The organism is Maribellus maritimus (assembly GCF_022267315.1).
GTDB classification, from domain to species: domain Bacteria; phylum Bacteroidota; class Bacteroidia; order Bacteroidales; family Prolixibacteraceae; genus Draconibacterium; species Draconibacterium maritimum.
In genome coordinates, this window is sequence record NZ_JAIKLE010000036.1 from 41,016 (window position 1) to 64,578 (window position 23,563).

At 38.1% G+C, this 23,563-nt stretch carries 18 protein-coding genes; 17 read left to right on the forward strand and 1 reads right to left on the reverse strand.

Features of this window, described 5'->3' with window-relative positions:
- Positions 1–53: 53 nt before the first annotated feature.
- The 16 genes from K5G00_RS23360 (at position 54) to K5G00_RS23435 (ending at position 19,722) form a co-directional block, all read left to right on the forward strand.
- Positions 54–521, forward strand: coding sequence for a GbsR/MarR family transcriptional regulator (locus K5G00_RS23360; RefSeq protein WP_238768922.1), 468 nt, complete (start codon positions 54–56; stop codon positions 519–521).
- Between the two features lie 590 nt (positions 522–1,111).
- Positions 1,112–1,834, forward strand: coding sequence for a carboxy-S-adenosyl-L-methionine synthase CmoA (gene cmoA, locus K5G00_RS23365; protein ID WP_238768924.1), 723 nt, complete (start codon positions 1,112–1,114; stop codon positions 1,832–1,834).
- Between the two features lie 14 nt (positions 1,835–1,848).
- On the forward strand, positions 1,849–2,553 hold the full coding sequence (locus K5G00_RS23370; RefSeq protein WP_238768925.1) for a methyltransferase family protein: 705 nt from the start codon (positions 1,849–1,851) through the stop codon (positions 2,551–2,553).
- Positions 2,531–4,789, forward strand: coding sequence for a patatin-like phospholipase family protein (locus K5G00_RS23375; RefSeq protein WP_238768926.1), 2,259 nt, complete (start codon positions 2,531–2,533; stop codon positions 4,787–4,789). The genes K5G00_RS23370 and K5G00_RS23375 overlap by 23 nt, the downstream gene beginning before the upstream one ends.
- 201 nt (positions 4,790–4,990) lie before the next feature.
- Positions 4,991–6,064: an efflux RND transporter periplasmic adaptor subunit gene (locus K5G00_RS23380; RefSeq protein ID WP_238768927.1), complete on the forward strand. Its 1,074-nt coding sequence runs from the start codon at positions 4,991–4,993 to the stop codon at positions 6,062–6,064.
- Positions 6,064–9,114, forward strand: a complete 3,051-nt coding sequence (locus K5G00_RS23385; protein WP_262921432.1) for an efflux RND transporter permease subunit — start codon at positions 6,064–6,066, stop codon at positions 9,112–9,114. The genes K5G00_RS23380 and K5G00_RS23385 overlap by 1 nt, the downstream gene beginning before the upstream one ends.
- Positions 9,115–9,176: 62 nt before the next feature.
- Complete coding sequence (locus tag K5G00_RS23390; protein WP_238768929.1) at positions 9,177–10,580, forward strand: TolC family protein; 1,404 nt, start codon at positions 9,177–9,179, stop codon at positions 10,578–10,580.
- Between the two features lie 24 nt (positions 10,581–10,604).
- Positions 10,605–11,675: a sensor histidine kinase gene (locus K5G00_RS23395; RefSeq protein ID WP_238768930.1), complete on the forward strand. Its 1,071-nt coding sequence runs from the start codon at positions 10,605–10,607 to the stop codon at positions 11,673–11,675.
- A gap of 52 nt (positions 11,676–11,727) precedes the next feature.
- Complete coding sequence (locus K5G00_RS23400; protein WP_238768931.1) at positions 11,728–12,498, forward strand: LytR/AlgR family response regulator transcription factor; 771 nt, start codon at positions 11,728–11,730, stop codon at positions 12,496–12,498.
- Between the two features lie 63 nt (positions 12,499–12,561).
- Positions 12,562–13,254: a DUF6134 family protein gene (locus K5G00_RS23405; RefSeq protein ID WP_238768932.1), complete on the forward strand. Its 693-nt coding sequence runs from the start codon at positions 12,562–12,564 to the stop codon at positions 13,252–13,254.
- On the forward strand, positions 13,247–14,047 hold the full coding sequence (locus K5G00_RS23410) for a sulfite exporter TauE/SafE family protein (protein ID WP_238768933.1): 801 nt from the start codon (positions 13,247–13,249) through the stop codon (positions 14,045–14,047). Before K5G00_RS23405 ends, K5G00_RS23410 begins: the two co-directional genes overlap by 8 nt.
- A 5-nt stretch (positions 14,048–14,052) precedes the next feature.
- On the forward strand, positions 14,053–14,781 hold the full coding sequence (locus K5G00_RS23415) for a phosphatidate cytidylyltransferase (protein WP_238768934.1): 729 nt from the start codon (positions 14,053–14,055) through the stop codon (positions 14,779–14,781).
- Between the two features lie 16 nt (positions 14,782–14,797).
- A complete protein-coding gene (locus tag K5G00_RS23420; protein ID WP_238768935.1) occupies positions 14,798–15,472 on the forward strand; it encodes a diacylglycerol/polyprenol kinase family protein in 675 nt (224 codons plus the stop codon).
- A gap of 51 nt (positions 15,473–15,523) precedes the next feature.
- Positions 15,524–16,630 carry an SDR family oxidoreductase gene (locus K5G00_RS23425; RefSeq protein WP_238768936.1) on the forward strand — a complete coding sequence of 369 codons (1,107 nt, stop codon included), beginning with the start codon at positions 15,524–15,526 and terminating at the stop codon, positions 16,628–16,630.
- Positions 16,631–16,671: 41 nt separating this feature from the next.
- Positions 16,672–17,271: a CDP-alcohol phosphatidyltransferase family protein gene (locus K5G00_RS23430; RefSeq protein ID WP_238768937.1), complete on the forward strand. Its 600-nt coding sequence runs from the start codon at positions 16,672–16,674 to the stop codon at positions 17,269–17,271.
- 30 nt (positions 17,272–17,301) lie between these two features.
- Positions 17,302–19,722, forward strand: coding sequence for a DUF5686 and carboxypeptidase-like regulatory domain-containing protein (locus tag K5G00_RS23435; protein ID WP_238768938.1), 2,421 nt, complete (start codon positions 17,302–17,304; stop codon positions 19,720–19,722).
- 517 nt (positions 19,723–20,239) lie between these two features.
- Here the strand turns inward: K5G00_RS23435 and K5G00_RS23440 are convergent.
- Entirely contained in the window at positions 20,240–21,319 is a 1,080-nt protein-coding gene (locus tag K5G00_RS23440; RefSeq protein ID WP_238768939.1) for an MraY family glycosyltransferase, read from the reverse strand.
- Positions 21,320–22,535: 1,216 nt separating this feature from the next.
- Here K5G00_RS23440 and K5G00_RS23445 point away from each other — a divergent pair.
- Positions 22,536–23,351: a hypothetical protein gene (locus tag K5G00_RS23445; protein WP_238768940.1), complete on the forward strand. Its 816-nt coding sequence runs from the start codon at positions 22,536–22,538 to the stop codon at positions 23,349–23,351.
- Positions 23,352–23,563 lie beyond the last annotated feature (212 nt).

Genomic DNA, 23,563 nt, shown 5'->3' on the forward strand with positions numbered 1-23,563 from the left:
GTTCTCTATGTTGCGAACTAAAAAAACTTTGCTATTTTTGGCAAAAAGGTCAAATGGAAGAACCGGAAAGATTGCAAAAACAAAAGGAGCTGGTTGAATGCATCGGAAGGTTACATGAAAAAGATGGTTTTCAGCCTGTAACAGCGCGCATTATGGGGTTGTTAATGGTTATGGATAAAGAAGAGTATACCTTTGATGAAATTGTTCAGGAAATGAAGATCAGTAAAAGCTCTGCCAGTACTGCACTGAAGAATCTTGAAATTCGCGGTGTAATAGAGTATGTTACTTATCCGGGAGACCGCAAACGTTACTTTCGTTTTGTTTCGGGAGACATAAATGAAATGATTGACGGCATTGAAAAGAAAATGAAATTACAGCTTGATGTTATTGAGCAGGCTCTGGAATTAAAGAAGAATCCTGATTCCAGAAATGCGAAGTTTTTGGAAAATGTAAAGGAAGGAATTCATTTTTTTATCAAGAATATGCGTAAACTAAAAGCTGAATATAGTAAAGAGCATTAATTTTTTTTATTTTGCTGGTTCGATTGTTTCCGAACTAACTAGTTTTTATAAAAGAAAAGAAAGCAGTATTCTTATGGAAATTAGATTTTTGCAGTGTTTTTTATTTCCGTTAAGGGAACAAACGGGAATATTTTATTTCGCGTAGGTTATTGAAATGAATTTCGGATGACAATTAAGCTGTGAAAGAAAGGAGACAATTAGAAATATTTACATTAAAGCTTAACAAAAGGAAAGAAGCTAATACAAAAATACAAGTCCAAGCTGATTGTTTTCCTGCGAAGTGGAAAATAAAGGAGTAAACGTTTTTGATACCGTTTGGCAACCTTGCGCTTTTTAGTTCAGTCAGATGATGATTGACTTGATATTTGTATTGGTAAAGTATTGAGCGTGCTTTGCAGATTTTGGGAAAATTAGAAACAGCCGGTTTTACAGGAGGAAAGACATGTTTGATTTTTTGGGATTGCTCTCCTGCCGTTTATTTCTGTATGTATTCCCGCATAAAAGGCAAAAATAAGATAAAAAGATAGACGATTTTATTTTAATCGGTGTACACTGCTAAGGGAGTACCCGAATATAAAAACAGGAAAGTAATGAAAGATAACATTTTTAAGAGCAAGTTGGACAAGTCTACTGATTTTACTTTTGATGAAAAAGTTACTAAAGTATTCGATGATATGGTGGTGCGTTCAGTTCCCTTTTATTTGGAGGCTCAACGTATGATTGCCGAACTTACCAAAGATTATGCAAAACCAAATACGAATGTTTATGATTTAGGGTGTTCAACTGGAACAACATTTCTTAATTTGGATATGGTTCTGGATCCAGCCATTGGCTTTGTGGGAATTGATTCATCTGCGGAAATGCTTGCTCAGTGCAAATCAAATTTGATTTCATCGGGAATACAACGGAAGTTTGATTTAATTGAAGCCGATCTCAATACAGGAATTCATATCGACAATGCTTCGGTGGTAGTCCTTTGTTTGACACTTCAATTTGTACGACCACCCAAGCGGACGAAACTTTTGCAAGCAGTTTATGAGCAGTTAAATCCGGGAGGATGTGTGATACTTTTTGAAAAAGTTTTGGGGGAAAGTCAGGAGTTTAATCGTCAGTTTATAAAGTATTATTACGACTACAAACGTCGTAACAATTATAATGAAATGGAAATCGCTCAAAAGCGCGAAGCTTTGGAAAATGTATTAATTCCTTATAAGCCTTCCGAAAATATTGAAACGTTGGAGGAGATTGGATTTCAATCTGTTGAAACGTTTTTTAAGTGGTATAATTTTTCCGGATTTGTTGCATTAAAATAAAAGGTATATTAGATATGAATGGTTATTTTATCAAATTTGGAAACTGGATTTTCCGCTACCGAAACATTATCTTTCCCCTGTTTTATGCAGCGCTTTTTGTTCCTTCACAACAAATATTTCCAAACAGTACAGCTTTAGGGCTCGGTGCTTTTATTATAGCCCTTGGTATAGCAGTCAGGTGTGTCACCATCGGGCTTGAATATATAATACGCGGCGGACGTCACGGGAAAATTCATGCAAACAATCTTGTAACAGGTGGAATTTATTCCATTTGCCGTAATCCGATGTATGTGGGGAATATCCTTTTGATCCTTGGGTTTGGAGTATTTGCAAATTCATTGCTTTTTTTGCTCCTGTTCTTTCCTCTTTTTCTGATAATATACAGAGCCATAATAAAAGCCGAAGAATCTTTTTTATATGAAAAATTTGGACAGGAATATTTGGATTATACAGCAAAAGTCAAATCATTAATCCCTGACTTAAGAAAGATAAATTCAGCTTTTAAGGGATATACTTTTAACTGGAAAAGAGTTCTTTTAAGAGAATATAATTCGCTTTATCTTTATATCTCAGGAATTGAATTGCTATTGTTTTACAATAAAGTTATTGAATTTTCAACGCTATTAATCCTTTTTGTAATTACTACCGTATTATATGTTTTGATGAAAATGCTCAAAAAAACAAGATTTAGTGATTATGCAAAAAATACCGAAAAATAAAGGCTTAAAAAATACAAGCTTGGTGCCCGAAAAAATTGGTATTTTTATTTTATTATGTTTGATTGCAGGTTCGGGTGTATTTGCCGCAGCTGAGCAGCAGACAAAACCTGCAGCAGCTGAAGGCCGCCCCAAAGTGGCGGTGGTTTTGAGTGGAGGCGGTGCAAAAGGCTTTGCTCATATCGGGGTTTTAAAAGTACTGGAAAAAGAGGGAATCCCGATTGACATTATTGTTGGTACAAGTATGGGCAGCTTGGTAGGAGGTATTTATTCGCTCGGATACAACGCTTCTCAAATTGAAAACCTTGTAAAATCACTAAACTGGGAAATGACAATCACAGATGAGGTTCCCCGGTTATTTCAGTCTAAATATCAACAGGAATTAAAACAGCGTTATTTTCTTTCTTTGCCTATTTCCGACAAAAAGGAAATCAAACTCCCCAGGGGATTAATGAAAGGGCAAAATGTTCTGAATATATTTTGTGGTCTGGCAGGCGAGGTACCGGCTCATGCCGATTTTTCGCAATTCCCTGTTTCGTTTGCCTGCGTGGCAGCTGACCTTGAAACCGGTGACGAAGTAGTAATTGACAAAGGCTTTTTGCCAACAGCTATGTATTCGAGTATGGCCATCCCAATTGCTTTTCAACCATCGGAAAGAGACGGGCACTTGTTGGTTGACGGAGGAATTGTAAATAATTTTCCAACTGATGTCGCAAAAAGAATGGGCGCGGATATCATCATTGGAGTTGATATTCGAAACGATTATTACGGACAGGATGAGCTAAAATCAATAACCAGCGTTTTAAATCAACTAATCAGTTTTTTCGATAAAGACAAAGATGCAGTAAATAAGTCTTATTGTGACGTTATTATTAGGCCCGATATAACAGGATATTCCGTTTCCAGTTTTAGTAAGAGGGCAGCCGATACACTGATTTTCAGAGGTGAACAAGCGGCTCTTGATGTCGTTTCACAATTGCGAAAAATAAAAACGGAACATAATCTTCAGCCCCGGCAACCACTCCGTAATTTTGTAAAACCGGAAGACTGGTATATTACCAAAGTCAACTACAACGGAAGTTATTATTTGAGCAACGATTTTATAGCCAATACATTTGGATTGGAACTTCCCGGGAATTATTCGGCAGACGACATTAAAAACGGAATCGACAGAATCTATGGTCTGGGAGGTTTTAAAAAAGTATATTACTATCTGGAAAACAATGACGAGGGAAAAACTTTAATCATCAATATAGAGTCTGAAAAAGTATTTACCCAGAATTTTGGATTTAAAGTAAATACAACCGATGCAGCAGCGATTTTAATCAATACAACTCAACGGAACTATAGAAATATTTTTGGTTTGTTTTCTATAAACGGTGAGCTTTCTGTAAACCCGGGATTGGATATTACCATTGAAACAAACAGGACTAAATTTCCTACCGCAGGACTGAATTTTAACGGAAAATACCAAAATATCAATATTTACGAAGACGCAGACAAACTGTTTAAGACAAGCCTGTTTTATACATCGGCAGGAATATATTTTTACCAGCCGTTTTTTAAGCGGTATTATTTTGGAGCCGGTATTCGTGAGGAATACTTTAACGGTGATTTATTCACTAAAGAAACTAGTTTTCAATGGGAGGAAGATAAAATAAATATGTTTTTAACCAATGCATATGTCTATGTTTCTTATGATAATATGGATGATTTTTATTTTCCAACAAAAGGAACCTCGATGAAGACCAGATTCTCTCTGCTCGGAGATCTGGAGGATAAAAAAGAGATTTGTCCGGCATTGTATTTTGAAATGAAGAATATAATTCCTGCCTGGCAGGAAACTGCCTGGCTTTTTGATATATACGCAAGAGCTTTGTTAAATACCAATTATCCGGATGTTAAAATGACTCTGATTGGGGGAGAGGCCTATACACAATACTTTGATTACCATCTTCCTTTTATCGGGTTGCCCGCGGTAAACGTCGGACAGGAGTATGTTTATATTGGTATGCTTGGTTACCGGTTTCACATGTCGGATTCGCAGTATATGACTTTGTTGGCAAATGGATTGTTACAGGATTCCGACTGGTTGTTAGGTGAAGATTCCGAATTTATTTTCGGGGGAGGTGTCAGGTATTCGCTAAAAACAATGCTTGGCCCCCTGGACGCAACTTTAGGCTTTTCCAATGTAGTGGATAAACCGACATTTGCCGCCAGTTTTGGGTATTGGTTTTAATAATATTGATGAGTAGATCTTGACACAAGCAACAAATAGCAACTGTAATGATTGTTTTTGGGAATGGGAGTTTTAAAATCAGCTATTGTTTACTGCACTTCATGTGTAATTTTTGTCAGTTGATACACTTTATTATTTATAAGGAATAAGTTCTGTCTAGTTTTGAGCTATTAAAAACAGAAACAAACAAATTGTTGACACATGAAATTCAGAAACATTTATCTGGTACTTGGCCTTGCAATAATCATATTGTCAGGATGTAAAAATTCATCAGAAGAAGCGCCTCAGGCCGAAACAATTAAAAAGGTTAAAGTAGAAACAATTACGGATGACGTTGTTCAGAACACAATGACCCTTAACGGTAAGATAAAGGAAAAGAGTTTGACCTCTCTTTCTTTTCGTGTAGGGGGACCGTTAAAAAAGTTGAATGTAAAACAAGGTGATTATGTTCGCACCGGGCAAGTTGTTGCGGAAATAGATGACCGCGATTACCAGCTCCAGGTTGAAACTTCCAAAGCTCAGTTTGAGCAGGTTGAAGGAGAGTATAAGCGTTACAAACAGTTGGTAGGACAGAAAAAGATTCCCGAAAACACTTTTGAAAAAATTAAATCAGGTTACCTGATGGCAAAAACGGCTTATGAAAATGCACAAAATCAGCTGAATGATACAAAATTGAAAGCTCCCTTTTCTGGTTTTATTTACGAAAAATTTGTGGAAAATTATCAAACAGTAGGTGCAGGCATACCCATCGTTTCTATCATTGATAATTCTCATCTGGAGGTTGTCGCCTCGGTTGCAGAAAGCCAGCTCAACCGGATAAAAAGTGACAAGAAAAGTTTTTTGGATGTTGAAAATGCAGGAATAGAAAAACTTCCGGTGCAGCTGTTTAGTGTGAGTGAAAAAGCAATGCAGGACGGTTTGTATGAAGTTAAGTTTTCTTTTGAAAACAAAAAAGATTTCAAAGTAGCACCGGGAATGACCGCAGAAGTAACGATTTATTGCCAGTCGGGAGAAAATCAATTGTCGGTTGCGTCAACAGCTATTTTTCATGAAAAAACAAGTACATATGTTTGGATATACAATTCATCCACCAGCCAGGTTGAAAAACGTCAGGTTAAAATATCACTGGATGGATCAAATGGGAGAGTAAACATATCATCCGGATTAAACAACGGAGAGAAGGTTGTTACAGCAGGTGTGCACTACCTGGTGGAAGGGCAAAAAGTAAAACCGCTCTCTACTCCTTCTGAAACTAATGTTGGAGGGCTGCTATAATGTTTGAAAGGCTTTTAAATCAGAAGGCCATGATTTCAACCATACTGTTTGCAGTGTTGGTTGGTGGCTTTATCGCATATAATAATATAGGGAAGCTGGAGGATGCTGAAATTCCGATAAAAGCAGCAACAGTAGTTACCGTTTATCCCGGGGCAACCGCACACGAGGTGGAACTTGAAGTTACTGATGTGTTGGAAAAAGCCATTCAGAAACTGGAAAATATCGATGAAATAACTTCGGTTTCGCGTCCCGGTTTGTCAATGATAACCATTAATATAAAAGCAAGGGTGAAAACTCCGCAGTTACCACAGCTTTGGGATCACCTTCGTCGTAAAGTGAATGATGCAAAAGGTTCCTTGCCTACCGGAGCAATGGATCCAATCGTAAACGATGATTTTGCGGATGTTTACGGAATTCTGTACGCTGTTACAGCAGATGGATATAACCACGAAGAACTTACAAAATATACAGAGTACATTGAACGCGAATTGCTCGGAGTGAACGGAGTGCGCCGTTCGCAGGTTTTTGGTGAGCATACACAAGCCATTGATGTTGTTTTTTCGCCTGAAAAGCTTGCAGGCTTGAGCGTTAATCCCATGTATATTGCAGCGGCCATTCAAAATGAGACAAGCATAATTAATCCCGGTTCTGTTGATGTTGGTAAAGAATCAGTTCGGGTTGGAGTTGGACAAAAAATTACAAGCATTGAGGAAATTGAGAATCTTTTAATTCAGGTTCCCCGGGGAGGAAATTTCCGTTTGGGAGATATTGCTACGATAGAAAAATCGTACCTGGAACCACAAAATGAGGCTCTGTATTACAATAACAAGCCAGGTTTAACTCTTGGTCTGTCAAACGAAAGTGGAATTAATGTGGTGAAACTAGGCGCTCGCCTTGATGAAAAACTGGCTGAAATTCAGGAAGGACTTCCGGCAGGGATAGAAATCAATCAGGTGTACTATCAACCTGACCGAGTAGATGACGCAGTTAAAAACTTTATGATGAATCTGGCCATGTCGGTTGGTATTGTAATTATTGTACTAATGTTTGCGATGGGCTTGCGTTCCGGCTTACTTATTTCAAGTGGTCTTGTTTTTACAATTATGGGAACCTTAATTGTGATGTTGGGGATTGGGCTCCCATTACACAGGGTAACTTTAGCCGCGATAATTCTTGCAATGGGGATGTTGGTTGATAATGCCATTGTAGTTGCAGATGGGATTTTGGTTGATTTAAAATCAGGAATGGACAGAAGTAAAGCTTTTGTTCATACAGCAAAGAGAACAGCACTCCCTTTGCTCGGTGCTACAGCTGTTGCCATCTTAGCTTTCTTACCATTGAGAATGTCACCAAACGAAGCCGGTGAGTTCTTATCTTCCCTGTTTACCGTATTGATTATTTCATTGTCGCTGAGTTGGGTGTTCGCAATGATTCAAACACCTTTTAATGCGAAGTATTTTTACCGGAAGGAGCGTCCAAAAGGAGAGCATGCCGAGGCATACGATTCTAAATTTTACCGGATTTTTGGACGATTTTTGAAATGGGGAATTCGAAATAAATATGCATTTGCTGTAGCTTCTTTTGCCATTTTGATTTTCGCATTCTGGTCTTTTCGCTTTGTAAAAGTAGATTTTATGTCGAAAATTGACTACGATCAGTTTTATATTGAGTATTATCTGCCGCAAGGAGCCGATATTAAAGCTGTAGAAAAGGATGTGAAGCAAATTCAGGAAGAAATTTTAAAGATAGATGGTGTACATTCTGTAACCACTTCAGCCGGCCGGCCGCCAGCTCGTTACTTATTGATGCGCCACATGGCTACAGGTGGCTCAAATTATGGCGACTTAATTGTTGAAACGGACAACACCGAAAGAGTTGCGGAGATAATTCCTGAAATAGAAGAATATTTAAGCGAGAACTATCCCGACGCTTTTTTCAGGGTGGAGGAATATGGAGCTGCTTTTGCCGACGCAGATATTGAAGCGCAATTTACAGGTCCGGATTCCGCTGTGCTCAAAGATTTGGCCAATCAGGCAAAAAAGATATTTTTGGATGAGCCAACAGCAGTTAATATTACCGACAACTGGAAAAATCAGACGAAAAAACTTGTCCCTGAATATTCAGTAGAAAGAGCCCAGCCACTCGGATTAACACGCTCTGACATGGGAAACTCAATTCTTGTGGCAACAAACGGGATGCCAATTGGGGCGGTTTATGAAGGAGACAAAATGCTTCCGATTGTATTACGAACCAATACTAAACTGGGAGACAACGTGGAACAACTGATGAATATTCCGGTGTGGGGACAACAAAGCAGGGCAAGTGTACCTTTATCTCAAATAGCAGACACATTAAAAGTTACATGGGATTATGAGCTTATAAATCGTCTCGACAATCAGCGTTCGATAAAAGCGCAATGCGATGCTGCAAAAGGATATACGGCTGCAGATGTCCAGGCTAAATTTCAGGAGAAAATTGAAGCGATAGAATTACCGGATGGTTATGAAATGAAGTGGGAAGGGGCTACTGCCAGGTCAGGCGAAGCCAACGAAGCTTTGTTTATGTTTTTACCATTAGCTGTTGGTTTAATGGCCATTATTATTATTGGCTTGTTTAATAATCTGAAACAACCAATTATCATATTCCTTATTGTCCCCTTTGCTTTTATTGGTATTGTTTTGGGGCTTGTAACGACCAGGGTTTTCCTGACATTTGCAGGAATAATTGGTGCACTGGGACTTATCGGCATGATGATTAAAAATGCGGTGGTTTTGTTGGATGAAATCAACCAGAATATCAGGACGGGGAAAGACCGTTTAACTGCCACAATCGATGCTGCCTTATCGCGTTTACGTCCGGTTATGATGGCTTCGCTTACAACAATTCTCGGAATGGCGCCGCTGCTTAGTGATTCGATGTTTAATTCTACAGCGGTGGTAATTATGTTTGGTCTGGCAGTTGGTTCTATAATCACGTTGGTTGTTGTTCCTGTTTTATATACCGTATTGTATCGGGTTGACGGACGTCGTTTGAAAAAAGCCGGGAAATAATGATGAAGAGTAAAATATGTCCGTTGAAAAAAGGTGATAAATACAATTTTAGGAAGAAGAAAATGAAGAAATCAATAAAAACTACAATAAGCATCGTTATACTTTTTGTTTTTGCAATGGCATTTAATAATGCGTTTGGGCAAAAAGTTATGACACTTGAGGAATGTCGTCGACAAGCTGTTGAATTTAACAAGGAATTGAAAGCCGCAGCTTTGCAAAACAGAGAGGCGCAGGTTAATCAGGAGGTTGCCAGAACAGCATATTTGCCAAAATTGGGCTTTACATCGTCGTTAATGCACCGACCAAATATGGATCCGATAAGTATGCCAGGTTATTTCCTCCCAACTGCCGACAGCGAAGAAGAGGCAATGGCTGGCAACTACTCCGGAACAAGCAATGTGTGGAGTCCGGGGATTTCGCTTGATATAAGTAGTATTACTTTGATAAACAGCGGATTTGAGGTAACTCAGCCGGTTTATGCCGGTGGCAAAATAAGGTATTCCAATCAACAGGCAGATGCAGGTGTTGAAATAGCCAATTTATCTTTGAATATGAAATATTCGGAGATAATCGAAGCAACAGATAAAGCATTTTGGCAGGTAGCAACCGTTGAAGAGAACATTTTAATCGCAGAGGAGTATATTAAAATGTTAATTGAATTGGAAGAGCAAATGTCTGCGATGTACGAAGTTGGTTTACAACCTGCCAGTGAAAAGTTAAAAGTAACGGTTCAGAAAAATGAGGCTGAACTAAATCTGTTAAAAGCCAGAAACGGATTGAAAGTGGCTAAAATGTATTTGAACCAGATATTAGGACAACCACTGGATACCGATATAAAAATCAGTCACGATGAAAATACAGATGTACAGTTGATAAATTTTGACAACGGTATAACTCAGGCCAGTAGCAAAAGAAATGAATTAAAAATTCTGGAGAAGCAGAAACAACTAAGCGAACTGGATGCAAAAATTACCCGAGCCGATTATCTTCCGACAGTGGGCGTAAGTGCCCAATATACAAGTTACTGGTTAAAAGATTTGTACGAGGATGTTGATTTTCAACCCATGTTGGCGGCTCAGGTTTCAATTCCTCTTTTTCAATGGGGACAAGGAAAAAAGAAAATGCGTGCTGCTCAGTTAAAAATACAACAGGCAGAAACAGAACTGGAAAACACAAATGATTTGATAAGCCTGGAAGTGATGCAGGTTAAAATTCAGGTTGAGGAAGCCTATGAATCAATCCGGCTGGCGGAAAAAAATGTGACAGAAGCAGGGGAAAGTCTGGATGAAACCCGTGCCAGTTTTGATGTCGGCTTAAATACAACAACTGAGTTGTTAAGTGCTCAGGCTAAATGGGCAGAAGCAAAAGCTCAGTTAACACAGGCCATTGCCAATTTTGAGGTGTTAAGAACCAGATGGGAAAATGTTACCGGAAATTTGTACATGCCTGAAGAAAATGAAGAGTGAAAATTGACCAGTAACTAAACATGAATGAAGTGTAAACAATTACATAAGAAGAAAAAACCCGAATTGGAGCTGAGGCTGCCAAGTTACGCGCCTTTGAATATTATTGTCCGGTTTGCGATTATCAGTTTAACAGCGGTGCTGATTTTACGTTTTATTGTGCTGGTGACCAAAATACCTGCCCATTTGGATGAGCGTATTCCTGCGTTTATATATGTTGTGGTTATTATCATCTTTAATGTGGCTGTGGAACTTCAAATTGTTTTAGATAATATTCTTGAAAAATTCTTACCGGTTCCAACCAAACTAAAACTTCGCCTCTTTTTACAGATAGGTGTTAGTATTATTTTTTTGATTCTTGCACATAGGTTTATTATGTATTTTGTTGAACCAAAGCTGAGTACAGAGGAGTCACGGCCTTCTGTAATTCTTGGAATGGTTGCCGGTTTAATTTTTGTCCAAATGGTTGCCAACTCACTTACACTGGGGCGGATGACAAGAAAATGGCTTAATTCGCAGGAAGTGATTGCCAAGATGAAAAGAGAAAAACTCGAAATGGATTATAATTCTCTGCAGGATCAGCTAAACCCACATTTTCTGTTTAATAATTTAAGTGTACTAAAATCCTTGATTATATACGATCCGGAAGTTGCGGTCGGTTTCACCGAGAATTTTACAGATGTATATCGCTATGTACTTCAAAGTAAAAATAAAAGACTGGTTAAGTTAAAAGAGGAATTCGATTTTATGAAGGCATATTATGCGCTTCACAAAGAACGTTTGGGAGACGGATTATTATTGGAATATGATATTTCAGATGAAGAACTCGATAAAGAAATCGCCCCGCTAACCGTTCAGTTGCTTATTGAAAATGCGATAAAACATAATATTGCAAGCAAGGAAACACCTTTAAAACTAAAGGTAGTGGTAGAAAGAGATTATTTGGTTGTTACCAACAATCTGAATCTGAGAACTGCCTCCTATTCAACAAAAACAGGTTTGGGAAATCTGGTACGGAGGTATGAAATGCTCACCGATAAAGAGGTTGTCATCCAATACGATGAAGAGATGTTTGAAGTAAAAGTCCCTTTGTTGTAACGTAATTTGTTGTTGTGAATGATTATTTTGAACAAAACAGTCGGAGGAACATATGAGAGTTATTATAGTTGAAGACGAATTACATAATTACCGTTTGTTAAAAGGAATGGTAGAACGGTTACGGCCAGAGTGGAATATTGTTGAGGGACTGGAAAGTGTTAAAAGTACTGTTGCCTGGTTGGAAAATAATCCGGCACCGGATTTAATTTTTATGGATATCCAACTAACCGACGGAATTAGTTTTTCGATATTTGACAATGTTCAGGTGGACAGCATGGTAATTTTTACAACGGCTTACGACGAATATGCACTTCAGGCTTTTCAGGTGAACAGCATCGATTATTTATTAAAGCCTGTAAAATTGGAAAAGCTGGAACAGGCAATCGAAAAATTTGAACATTTGGCAGCCCCCCGAAAAGACGATTCAACCCTAAAACCAGATTACCATGAACTTTTGGAAGCAATTACACAGGGAGAAAAAAAATACCGCAAACGCTTTCTGATTTCAGGAGCAACTTCCTATTTTAAACTAAATGTAGAAGATATTGCCTGGTTTTATACCGAAAACAGAATGAACACAGCAGTTACATTCTCAAACAAACAGTACCCGATCGATTTAACCATGGAAAAACTGGAAGAACAACTTGATCCTGACGTATTTTTTCGTGTAAACAGAAGTACAATTGTACACATTAACGCTGTTCGGAAATTTGAGAATCATTTTGGAGGAAAGTTGATTCTTCGCTTGATTCCTCCTTTTGACGAGCCAATTACAATCAGTCGTTTAAAGGCAACCGAATTTAAAGAGTGGATTGGATTGTAAGTCAGGTGTTTATTGTAAAAGAATAGTAGAAGCTTCTGTCCGTTTAACAACAGATCAATTAAAATGAATAGTCTATTTCCGGTAAAATATCATTTTCAAAAAAAGTATTTCAACAACAAGCATTTGAGCTTACGAAATAAGTTTTGGCTTTTAAATACCATTTTGTTTTTTGTTCTTGTTACAAGCTCCGTTCCTGCGAAATCCAAAGAAATAACCTCAAAGTACAATCTGGAAATGATGGGGGCAAAGGTTGGTGAATTTTCAGTTACTCAGAAAATTGAAAATGGAAAATTGAATATTGAAGCAATAACGGATATAAAAGTGAAGCTTTTGTTTTCGTATCGTGTAAAATATGTACAGAATACCGTTTACGAGCAGGGGGTTTTGAAAAGCTCCAAAGTGAAAACGTATAAAAACGGGAAGCTAAATTCCGATATGGTGCTAAAACAGCAAAAAGACGCTTACCTGCTTGTTGTTGATGGAGATACTGCTGTTGTCAATGATTCGATTACATACAGCGGAAGCCTGCTTTATTTTAACGAACCATTGGGTATAAAACAATTATACAAAGAAAGAACAGCCGAAATGATGCAGATAACATCTTTAAGCGAACACACTTATGTAGTGAACGACGAGAAAGAAAAGGAGCTAAACAGATATATTTATAAAAACGGTGTTTTGGAATATGCAAAGATGCGGCATGCCCTGGGTATGCTGGAGTTAAAAAGAGTTACAGAAAATACGGTGAATGATTGAATTTTCAGAAATACAGAACATTTATTTTATTTTACCATTGCTGGGGTTTATTATTGGTTTGTTTGGAACCATGGTTGGCGGCGGCGGCGGATTTTTTTTTCTGCCCATTCTTACGCTGATTATAATGGTCCCTGCACAAACAGCGGTGATAACGTCGCTCGTGGCTGCTTTACCGATTTGTATTGTTGGCTCACTGGGGCACTATCGAAAAAAACATATCGATTTACGGGTAGCTGCTCTTTTTATGATAACCGGAATTACCGGAGCTTTTATTGGTGCGGAGATAACCAGCAGAATCAGTGACCTGGCGTTAAAAACGGCTTTTGGGGTTTATTCCGTTTTGATTGCACTAAACATGGTGTTTAGTGCCCGAAAAAATAAAGGAGAGAAGGAGAGGGAAAATACAAGAATATCATTTAAGAGTTTAAAAACAGTTAAAGGTTCGTTTTTCGGCCTGGCCGCCGGTTTAATTACCGGAACATTTGGAACCAGTGGAACAGCGCCTGTTCTGGCCGGATTGTTTTCAATGAGAATTCCGTTCAGGATGGTTATTGGCACATCGCTTCTGATTGTGTTGGTGAATACGATTTTTGCAGTGGGAGCTCATTTTATTGTCGGAAAAATCGATCTTACATTGGTTGTATTTCTCACGGCAGGCTCTGCAATTGGAGCTGTGATTGGCCCGCGTTTACTCGCCAAGGTTCAAATTGATAAATCAGAGAGCAAAGCAAAATATGTGTATGCGATCATTATGGCAGCAATCGGAGTTTTAATGATTTTAGGAAGGAATTAGTTTTTATGGAACAATTGATTTACAGTATTATATTGAGTTATTTTATTTTGGGCGGAATCGGTTTTTATCTGATTAACAGAAAAAAAGAACGCGAAGTGGCCCGCAAAAGTTATACAAAGTTTGGAGTTTATTTTATAATCATTAATATTTTATTTTTTAGTATTACCATCCGGGCAGTTGTTTTCTCGTATCTGGCAATTCTAATTGTTGCTGTTGGAAGTTTTGAGTTAAACCGCCTTTTTATTTCTGTAAAATTTAGGCACGCGCTGTTTTTTGTTGCAGCTCTGTTGGTTTATTTTATACTTTCAGCTGGATTCATCGTTTTTAGTCTGGCCGACCGTAATCTGATTCTGCTGACATTTTTAATACTTTCCATTTTTGACGCCTTTAGCCAAATCACGGGGCAACTTTTTGGGAAGACCAAAATAATGCCGGGTATCAGCCCGAATAAAACGCTGGGTGGTGTTGTTGGAGGAGCAATTATTTCATTGGCAAGTGCATTTTTGTTAAAAAATCTTTTCCCGGGAAGCAATTTTGAGTTATTTCTGTTTGCTTTTGGAACCGTATTTTTTGCATTTGCGGGTGATATTCTGGCCTCGCTATACAAACGAAAATATCAGGTTAAAGATTACAGCAACTGGATACCCGGACACGGTGGCTTTCTTGACAGGTTTGATAGTCTAATTGCAGGGGGGGCATGGGCTGCGCTGGCAATGCCGGTTTTGGGAATTTAAAAGAGGAAAATTTGTTATGGGAAATATTGTAGTATTGTCATTTGTGTATTTAGTCGGAATCGGCTTGTTGTTAATTTTTAATGAACTGGTTTACCGGAGGTTGAACCCAACCGGTGAAATAACACGGAAATTTGCGCATTTTACCTCAGTGTTGGCAACCGTGCCGTTTCCGTATATTTTTCCATCACACTGGTACATTCTGGTACTTGCGCTTTTGTTTGCAGCCGTATTGTTTATTACACGGAATGGAAAACAACTAAAATCAATTCACGGTGTAACACGAAAGTCGGTTGGAAGTTATTTGCTTCCCCTCTCAATTTACATCACCTTTTTGATTTCAAATATAAGCGATAACAAGTTTATATACATTCTTCCCATGTTGATTCTGGCCATCAGCGACCCAATGGCAGCTATTCTTGGAATCAACTTAAAAGCGTATAACGGAAGAATAAAATGGTTTGGAAAAAAATTAAACAAAACATGGTTGGGCTCAGGAGCCTTTCTGGTTTCAAGTTTGGTAATCAGCTTGATCGCACTGTATTTCCACCGCGGAATTTTTGACCTAAAAGCATTTTGGCTAGCGTTAACCATTGGTATTGTTAGCACTTTGGCAGAATTAGTCAGTTGGCGGGGCTCTGATAATTTAAGTATCCCACTCAGTGTTGTGGCGGTTTTGGTGTTATTCCTTTAAAATAAAAAGTTGTGCAGATAAGAAATTAAACATATTAAAAGAAAACAGAAAATGAAAACAATTGTAGTAAATGGAGCAAACGGTTATGTTGCTTCAAATTTTATAGCCCGCTTGTTAAAAACGGGCAACAAAGTGGTCGCGTTGGTTCGGCCCGGCCACAAACAGACACCGGAAGAAAGAATGAACAGTGTATTAGCGGATATCGAGGAAAATGAAACGCTAAATACCCAAAATCTTTCTGTTTATGCCTACTCCCTGCTTGAAAAAGATTTTGCAATGGAAGAGAAAATTTTAACAAAGGTGTTCAAAACAAATGTGGATTATTTTCATTTTGCAGCCAGTTTAAAATACGATGAGAAATCGGTGGATGAAATTTTTACAACTAATATTGAAGGAGTGAGGAATTCGATTGATGTATTTCAAAAATATGCCTCAAAAAAGTCGCGGTTTTTTTATATCGGAACAGCTTATTCCTGTGGAAAATATAACGATGTTTTTGAAGAGAAATTTTATAAAAATGAACCCATTTCTTCCTTCAGAAATTATTATGAACTTTCAAAAAGATATGGCGAGAATATCGTTTGCCAAAGTATCGAAAAGAGTCATTTGAACGGACATGTCATTCGCCTTTCACAGGTTGTAGGCGACCACCGAACCGGAATAACAAAAACGGATTACGGCATTTTCGATTTCTCAAAACGGATTTACAAGTTGGCCCGTCGCTATCCAAACGAGGTGGTTCGGGTGAAAGTGGATCCGGCTTCAACTCAGAATTTGATTCCAATCGGGACTGTGGTAAGTTATCTGCTACAGGCAGTTCAAACAGACACAGCTCCGCGAATTATGAATTTGGTGGCAAAACGATCTATAAAAAACGAACAGATTATAAATACTTTAAACGAAGTTTTGCCGATAACACTCATTCCGCAGCAAAACCTGAACCGGAATTCGATGAACTCACTGGAGCGTCTGATTTCAATTGGTATGTCGTTTACCGGAAGTTATACCGAAACCAATTTGAAATTTGATACCAGCCGGCGCGACGAGATTATTCAGCCAGGCGAAGATGATGAATTAAACGATGAAAGTGTTTATGCGATGCTTCAATATTTTGTGAGAACACTTTCTGCCCAAAAACGGAAAACTGTTGCCGCCTGAAACAAACTTTTAACGTTGATGAAAAACTAAAATTAAAGCAGATGAAACAATTAATAATACGGGGTGAAAATGTTTTAAATGTTCCGAATTTTATAAGTCTTTACAGGCTCCTGGTATTTCCTGTGATATTTTTTATGGCACTTACGGGCAGGGAACAATGGTATGTTATTTTGTTGTGCATCAGTTTGGTAAGCGATGTACTTGACGGAAATATAGCCCGGTTGTTTAAATTACAAACCAATTTTGGTGCGGCTCTTGATAACCTGGCGGATATATGTACTTATGCCATGGCTTTGTTGGGGTTGTTTGTTTTTAAATGGACCGAGATTGAACCCCACGCGTGGATATTGTATCTCTTTTTGAGCGTGTTTGTTCTAAGTTATATTATTTCTTTTGTACGGTTTGGCAAAATTCCGGGATTACATTTGTACTCGGCCGTTTCTGCCGGATATATCCAGAGTATTTTCTTTTTTATTCTTTTTGTTTTCGGATTCTATACCTGGATGTATTACCTGGCAGTGGGGTGGGGAGCACTGGCTTACATCGAGAAAATTTTTGTCCTGTTGAAACTCGACGATATCAAAATCGGAGTAAAAGGATTGTATTGGTTGATAAAAAAGGAGAGGGAGCAAGCACACTAAATGATGTTACATAAAATTACTCTGGTCAGTTTGTTGGCCATAATATATACCGGGGCTTTTGCTCAGGGGATTACCGGTACCGTAAAAGACCGGAAAACGCAGGAATCAATCCCGTATGCAAATATATGGATAAAGGGTACAACCACAGGTACCATGTCGGATGTGGAAGGCCGGTTCAAAATGAAACTGGAGAAGGATGACACACTTTGCATTTCATCGGTGGGATATCAGAGAAGGGAAATCCCTTTTTGGGAAATTAACGAAAACCCCTATATTGTTTTTATGCAGGAGGAGGTAAAGGAATTAAGTGAAGTAACTGTAAAACCTGAAGTTTCGCGTGCAAAAGTTTTGCTGAAAAAGATTCTGGACAGAAAAAAAGAGAACAGGGAGCTCATCGAAAATACTTCAGCTTACAATTCCTATGCACGAACAACAGTTTATGTTGCTATCGACTCTACTTCAAATGCAAGCCGCCTGGTTGACAATTTAAATGAGGTAACCATGAAAATTGACGGACAGAACCTGCTTTTTTCTCCCATTTATTTGTCGGAAACAGGAACAAAAGTAGCTGACGGAGTGGACAGTACCGTTTACATGCGGCGCGATGGTATATTCCCCAAGTTAAACCAAACCATCGAAAGTTTAATCCTTTTGAATGTAGTGGTTGATTTGGATTTTTATAAAGACCAGATTGACATTTTGGGACGGGGCATCACTTCTCCGCTAAGCAATACGGCATCGTTGAGTTACGATTTTTTTCTAAACGACAGTACTTATGTGGGCGACCGGAAATATTTTAGTTTTTCTTTTGCTCCCAAAAACAAGTACAATCCATTATTTACCGGGCGTTTTACCGTGGAAGACAGTACATTTGCGCTAAGCGAAGTGTATGCTTATGTACAGGAAGAAGCAAACATCAATTTTGTAAATGGTTTTAAAGCCCGGGTAAATTATTCAAAGTCAGAGAAAGGAGAATGGTTTTACGATGACCAGGAAATAAGTTTAAATCTTGCACTCAGGCTAAATAAAGATACCACTTCCAGGTATGGTTCGCAGCGTATCGATGAAATTGACAGCGGGAACTGGTTAGTTTCAAAAACAACAGAATATTCTACTTCTCCGGAAATAAACCAAATAAAACCGCGAAACTGGAAAAATTTGCCGGAGTTTGCAGCATCCAACCATTTGGAAGAGGACACCTACGCGCGGGTTGACAAGCTAAAGGAGAATTCTGTTGTAAAAGGAATTGACGCCATTGGGGGAATGGTTTTAACGAGCTATGTTGATGCCGGGAAAATAGAAATCGGTCCGGTTTTCGATATATACAGTACAAATGCCATCGAAGGCCAGCGTTTTTCGCTTCCGCTGCGCACAGGAGAAAAAATGTTTGAGCGTTTTACCGTTGGCGGTTTTTTAGGCTACGGAACCAAAAGCAAAGAACTGAAATATGGCTTCAACTTTGGGATTCAGCCTTTGCCCACCGACAAGATCATTATCCGTGGTAATTATTCTGATGATTATACGCTGGTTTCGCAAGATAAATACTTACGCTTTATCAAAAAGAACCCGAATACCCGGGGAAACGGAAATTTTATCGCCGCCCTTACCAGCCGCGAAAAGAACCCGTATCTAAAGGAGGAAAAAAGTTTCAATCTGGTTTTTGAATACAATGCCAACGAAGACATCAATGTGGAGATATCTCCCTATTTTTTACACAGCAAAAGTACGCCCAACGTTCATTTTTTTAAAAATAATGTAGAGTATTCTACCTACAATAACTATGGAATTCTGTTTAATACACGTTTGGCATTCGGGCAATATTACGACAAGTATTATTTTACACGTGTTTATTATATCGACGAAACTCCTGTTATCAATTTAAGTCTGGATTTGGGGCAGGTAAAATTGCCGGGTGTTTCTGATGGTCAGGGATTGTATGCGCAGTTTCACGGCTCTGTTGTGGGCAGAGTGAATATGGGACTTACGTTTATGCGCTATATGGTAAATGGCGGATATCTTTTTGGCGATGCCCCTTACGACTTGCTCGACCAGCCGGTTGGCTCAATGTCGCTGGGGTATGCAAAATACCGTTTTAACCTTTTACATCACGCGTCGTTTGCACATAATTTGTATACCAATGTCCATCTTGACTTTAACGGGGGGGGAATTTTGCTTAACCGGGTTCCCCTGATAAAGAAATTGAAGTTGCGCGAAATGGTTTCGTTAAAGAGTCATTATGGCACCTTGACAGATTCGTATAAACCTGTTTTTGATTTGCCGGAATATAATGTAACTGCCATGAGTAAACCTTATGCGGAAATTGGTTTTGGATTGACAAATATTTTTAAAGTGTTACGGGTGGAGTATGTCCGCCAGTTGGGAGGAACCTATACCAACGCTGATTTTGCCGATAAACATGGAATCTTTTTCAGAGCAGAGATGAGCTTTTAAGAGGTGTATATTCTTGTATAACATAATGTTTTATGGAGGAGTGGTCAGATGTTTGATGTTTGGTTCCGGATTTGACTTTTGAATCGTTTGATTTTCCTAGTCAAAGAGTTTTTTGTTTCAGCGGATGAATAATGACCGGTGACATCAAATATCTATCGAAACAAAAACAGCCGGGTAATCATTCTTCCCCGGCCGGAGTCGAAGCCCTCCTTTCAATTTTTTATAAACATCTGACCTCACAGAGAGCAAAGTTCCGATTCTTAAAAAACATCAAAACTTTTTTCTGTTGAGCAACGATACAAGCTGCCAAATTCTGTGTGGTATTTTTTTTACCGATGATTTTTAATCAAATAACACCTGCGACTTGTTTCTGTCACCCGGAAAATTTAGGAAGGAGGATATCACACGAATGTATGGCGAAGCCGTAAAGATTTTCTTTATGGTTTAACGTTCTGATTTTATTTTTTTCAAAGAGAAACAGATCGATACCAACACGTTTTCCCGGTATCAAATTTTTCTACGCCGGATGGTGTGCAAGTTTTGTTTTTTTCCTTTTTGCCAATAATGAAGGCACAAATGAAAACAGAATACCAAGCGTAAACACCAGCAAAAACTGTACGGTTACATTTAATCCCATATTGTTAAACAAAATGGCAATACCAGTAACAAATATGGTGGCAATAGCCAAAATAGAGGTGACCTGTAAATGGTTGGGAACAAGTTCGAGTATTCTGTGATGAATATGATTTTTATCGGGCGAAAAGGGAGATCGCTTTTGCATCAGTCTTATGGTCATCACCCGCAGCGTATCAATCAAAGGAACAATAATAACTGCAAAGGATACAGAGGGAGCACTGTAAATCGAAACCGGGTTTGTTTTTACAATATTAAATTCATTAAACTTTATGACCAAAGTAGATACAACAAGCCCTATAATGAGTGAACCTGTGTCTCCCATAAAAAGTTTGTTTCGGTGACCAAAAACATTATACAGAAAAAAGGCTGCCAAACTTCCCATTAAAGCAAACGACATGATTGAAAACTGAATCTCTGAGGCCAGAAAAAACCATACCCCCAGAAATGCAGAAGCAACAATGGCAAGACCCGATGCCAAACCATCTATACCGTCTATAAGATTAAATGCATTGATAATCGCAATCATGATAAACAGCGTAAGAAATAAACTTACAAAATAATGGATATCATAAACTCCGAGGACTCCGTGCAAATTTGTCAAACGTACATTCCCCAGCGTTATCAGTATGACTCCTGCAAAAAGCTGTACAATAAACTTCTTTTTTGCAGAGATAATCATAAGGTCGTCTTTTAAACCAATAAAGAACATTAAAATAACCGCTGCGATAATATATTTCAGAGAATCAAAAGTATATCCATCAGTTGCGATAATGGTACTCAGCACAAATCCGAAAAAAATGGCTACACCCCCAAGCGAGGGAATAGAGCCTGTGTGTATTTTTCTCTCTTCAATAGGTTCAAAAAGATTTTTTTGTCTTGCTACGCGTAAAATAGGGGGTACGGCTATCATTACTAAGGTAAAACCTATTATTGCTGCTCCAATGATTAGTAATATTTCCATAATGTGCGGGTTAAACTCTGTTTCTTTTTTGTCTAAGCGTCTATCTCGATTCCAAATGTAATAACTTTACGCTCTATGTAAAAATCCAATTTTATAGATGTTACATAAATATCTTTTATGTTTATTTCTTTTCTTATTCATAAATAAAAGACTATTAGGTGTTTTTATCGTCTTTCCAAAAAATTGAATGGATCGAAACCGTTCGAGTGTCTATGTAAATTTAATAATTTATTAATATTTCTTGGTTGAAATCTATAATTTGTCAATAAAAGTTACACTAAGTATACATTTTATTCGGAACAAATGTAAAAACTTTTGCTGGTAATTGGTATCAAAAAGTGGTTAATTTTTTATGAATAGCGGACAAATGTAAATTTTGTATCAATCAGGAGTAGGGGAAAAAAACAACCTGATTTTTGCTTTTGCAGGTTTGAAGCAGGTTTCGTGATAAATAAAGAAATAGGCAGGCAGTTAATTTTTGTTTTTGATGCATAGTTTTTTTGCAATAAATATACTTAACAATAAATTAGTATTTGTACTGCGACAATTGTCTGAATCCTAAGGATGAAGATAGCTTGAAATAAGGATGCGGAATGTTCTGTTTCTCCTTAGTCTGAAACTGAAAAAACTGACTCCGGTTTTATTTCGCTTAAAGCAAATAATTTCTTGTGATTTGCTGCGGATTCCCCTGTGTCCTTCCTCTGGGTTTGGGGGAGATGTCAGAAGAATGTCCGGCTAAGAAGTATAAAGTATACAGGGAAAATCCGGGTGTCAGTTTTTAAACGCTGATAAAGTTGGCAAAATACCCCGCGGGCTTTGCCTTAGTAATGTTCTGTTTAAAGATTTTTTTTGACTAAAAAGCACATAAAAATCAATTTTTTTCAGGAAAGTTTTGTTGAATAGTGATATTTTTACAGCGGCTGACGGAAAGAAAGTAGAGAATAAATTAGTTACATTTTTGAAACAAGATCATCAGGAACTTACGTGTTGGTAAAATTATGCTGTAAAGGACAAAATCAAATCCCGCTTTCGTTAAATCTTTCGATTACAGCGAGTCTCCGAAAGATTGGGGAAAAAAGGAGCAGTCAGCTACAGTTTAATTTTGGCATCAGTAAAGGCGATGTTATTTTCTTTTTAAAATAATTAAAGAGAACTGCCGTTTAATAAAAAAATAGTTTTGAGTCTGAAATGTTTGGAGTGGGGAGGTAGTATATAGATGAAGTATTGGTTAATTGTTTATTTGCTGTTAAGTTTGGTGTTAAATACCCGGGCGCAAAAGAACCCGGCCTCGGATATCAGGATTACCGGTGAATTTGTTGTTTCTCAAATGATGACCGAGTTTCAGAAAGGTTTTTCCGGCTCCGTCAATGAATTTGACAATCAGCCCGGAGTTGGTTTTGGGTTTGAACTTTCCAAACAATTTACAAAAAACTGGGAGGCAGGTGTTGCTTTTACCTTATCCACTTTAAATGGAGAAGCTACTTCACCCGATTTTTCTGCTACCGGTTTTCATGCTTCGATGCAAGAACCTTTTACCGAACCCATAGTGTATAAAAGTCAGTTGTTTGCGCAAAAAATTTATGTGCAGTATAATATTGTGTTAAGGACTCATTATAATACAACAAATCCTTTTATCAGAGCCGGTTTTGGATATGTGCCCTACCGTTCTCAGTTGCGTTACAGGGACAACTGGCATTCGGGAGTAATTTTTGGAAAAGGAGTAGAGGAGTATGAAAACAATAAAATGTCAACTGCTGTATATACAATAACACCCGGTATACGGACAAAAATTTCAAAACAATTGGAGTTGTTGGCTGCCATTAATCTGAATATGGTAAATTACGACTTTCTTGATGTTGTACATAATTACAGCGTTGAAGGAGAGCGTTTACAAATGATTGGGGTATACGCCGATTTTATGATTGGAGTGAGTTTTTTATGGAATGACTCAGGTCGGTTTGACAATATAACCCAAAAAAAGCACGGAAAAGGAAAAATCAGGGATTTCCTACCCTTTTATAAACAAAGATAGCGGTTTATTCTCCAAAGTTTTGCTTGGTCTGATAAAGGTTAATTTACCCTTATACTTTTTAATGGTACAGTATGGTCTGAGACAATATCCTGTCGCTGGTAAGAGATGAGAATTGAGCGATGAGAGTGTGTGAAAGTAGAAGAAGAGCACTATGATTATAAGAAAGGCGCGTAGGGTGAAAATTTGGCCCGGGCCGGTGAAGGCCAAAGCGA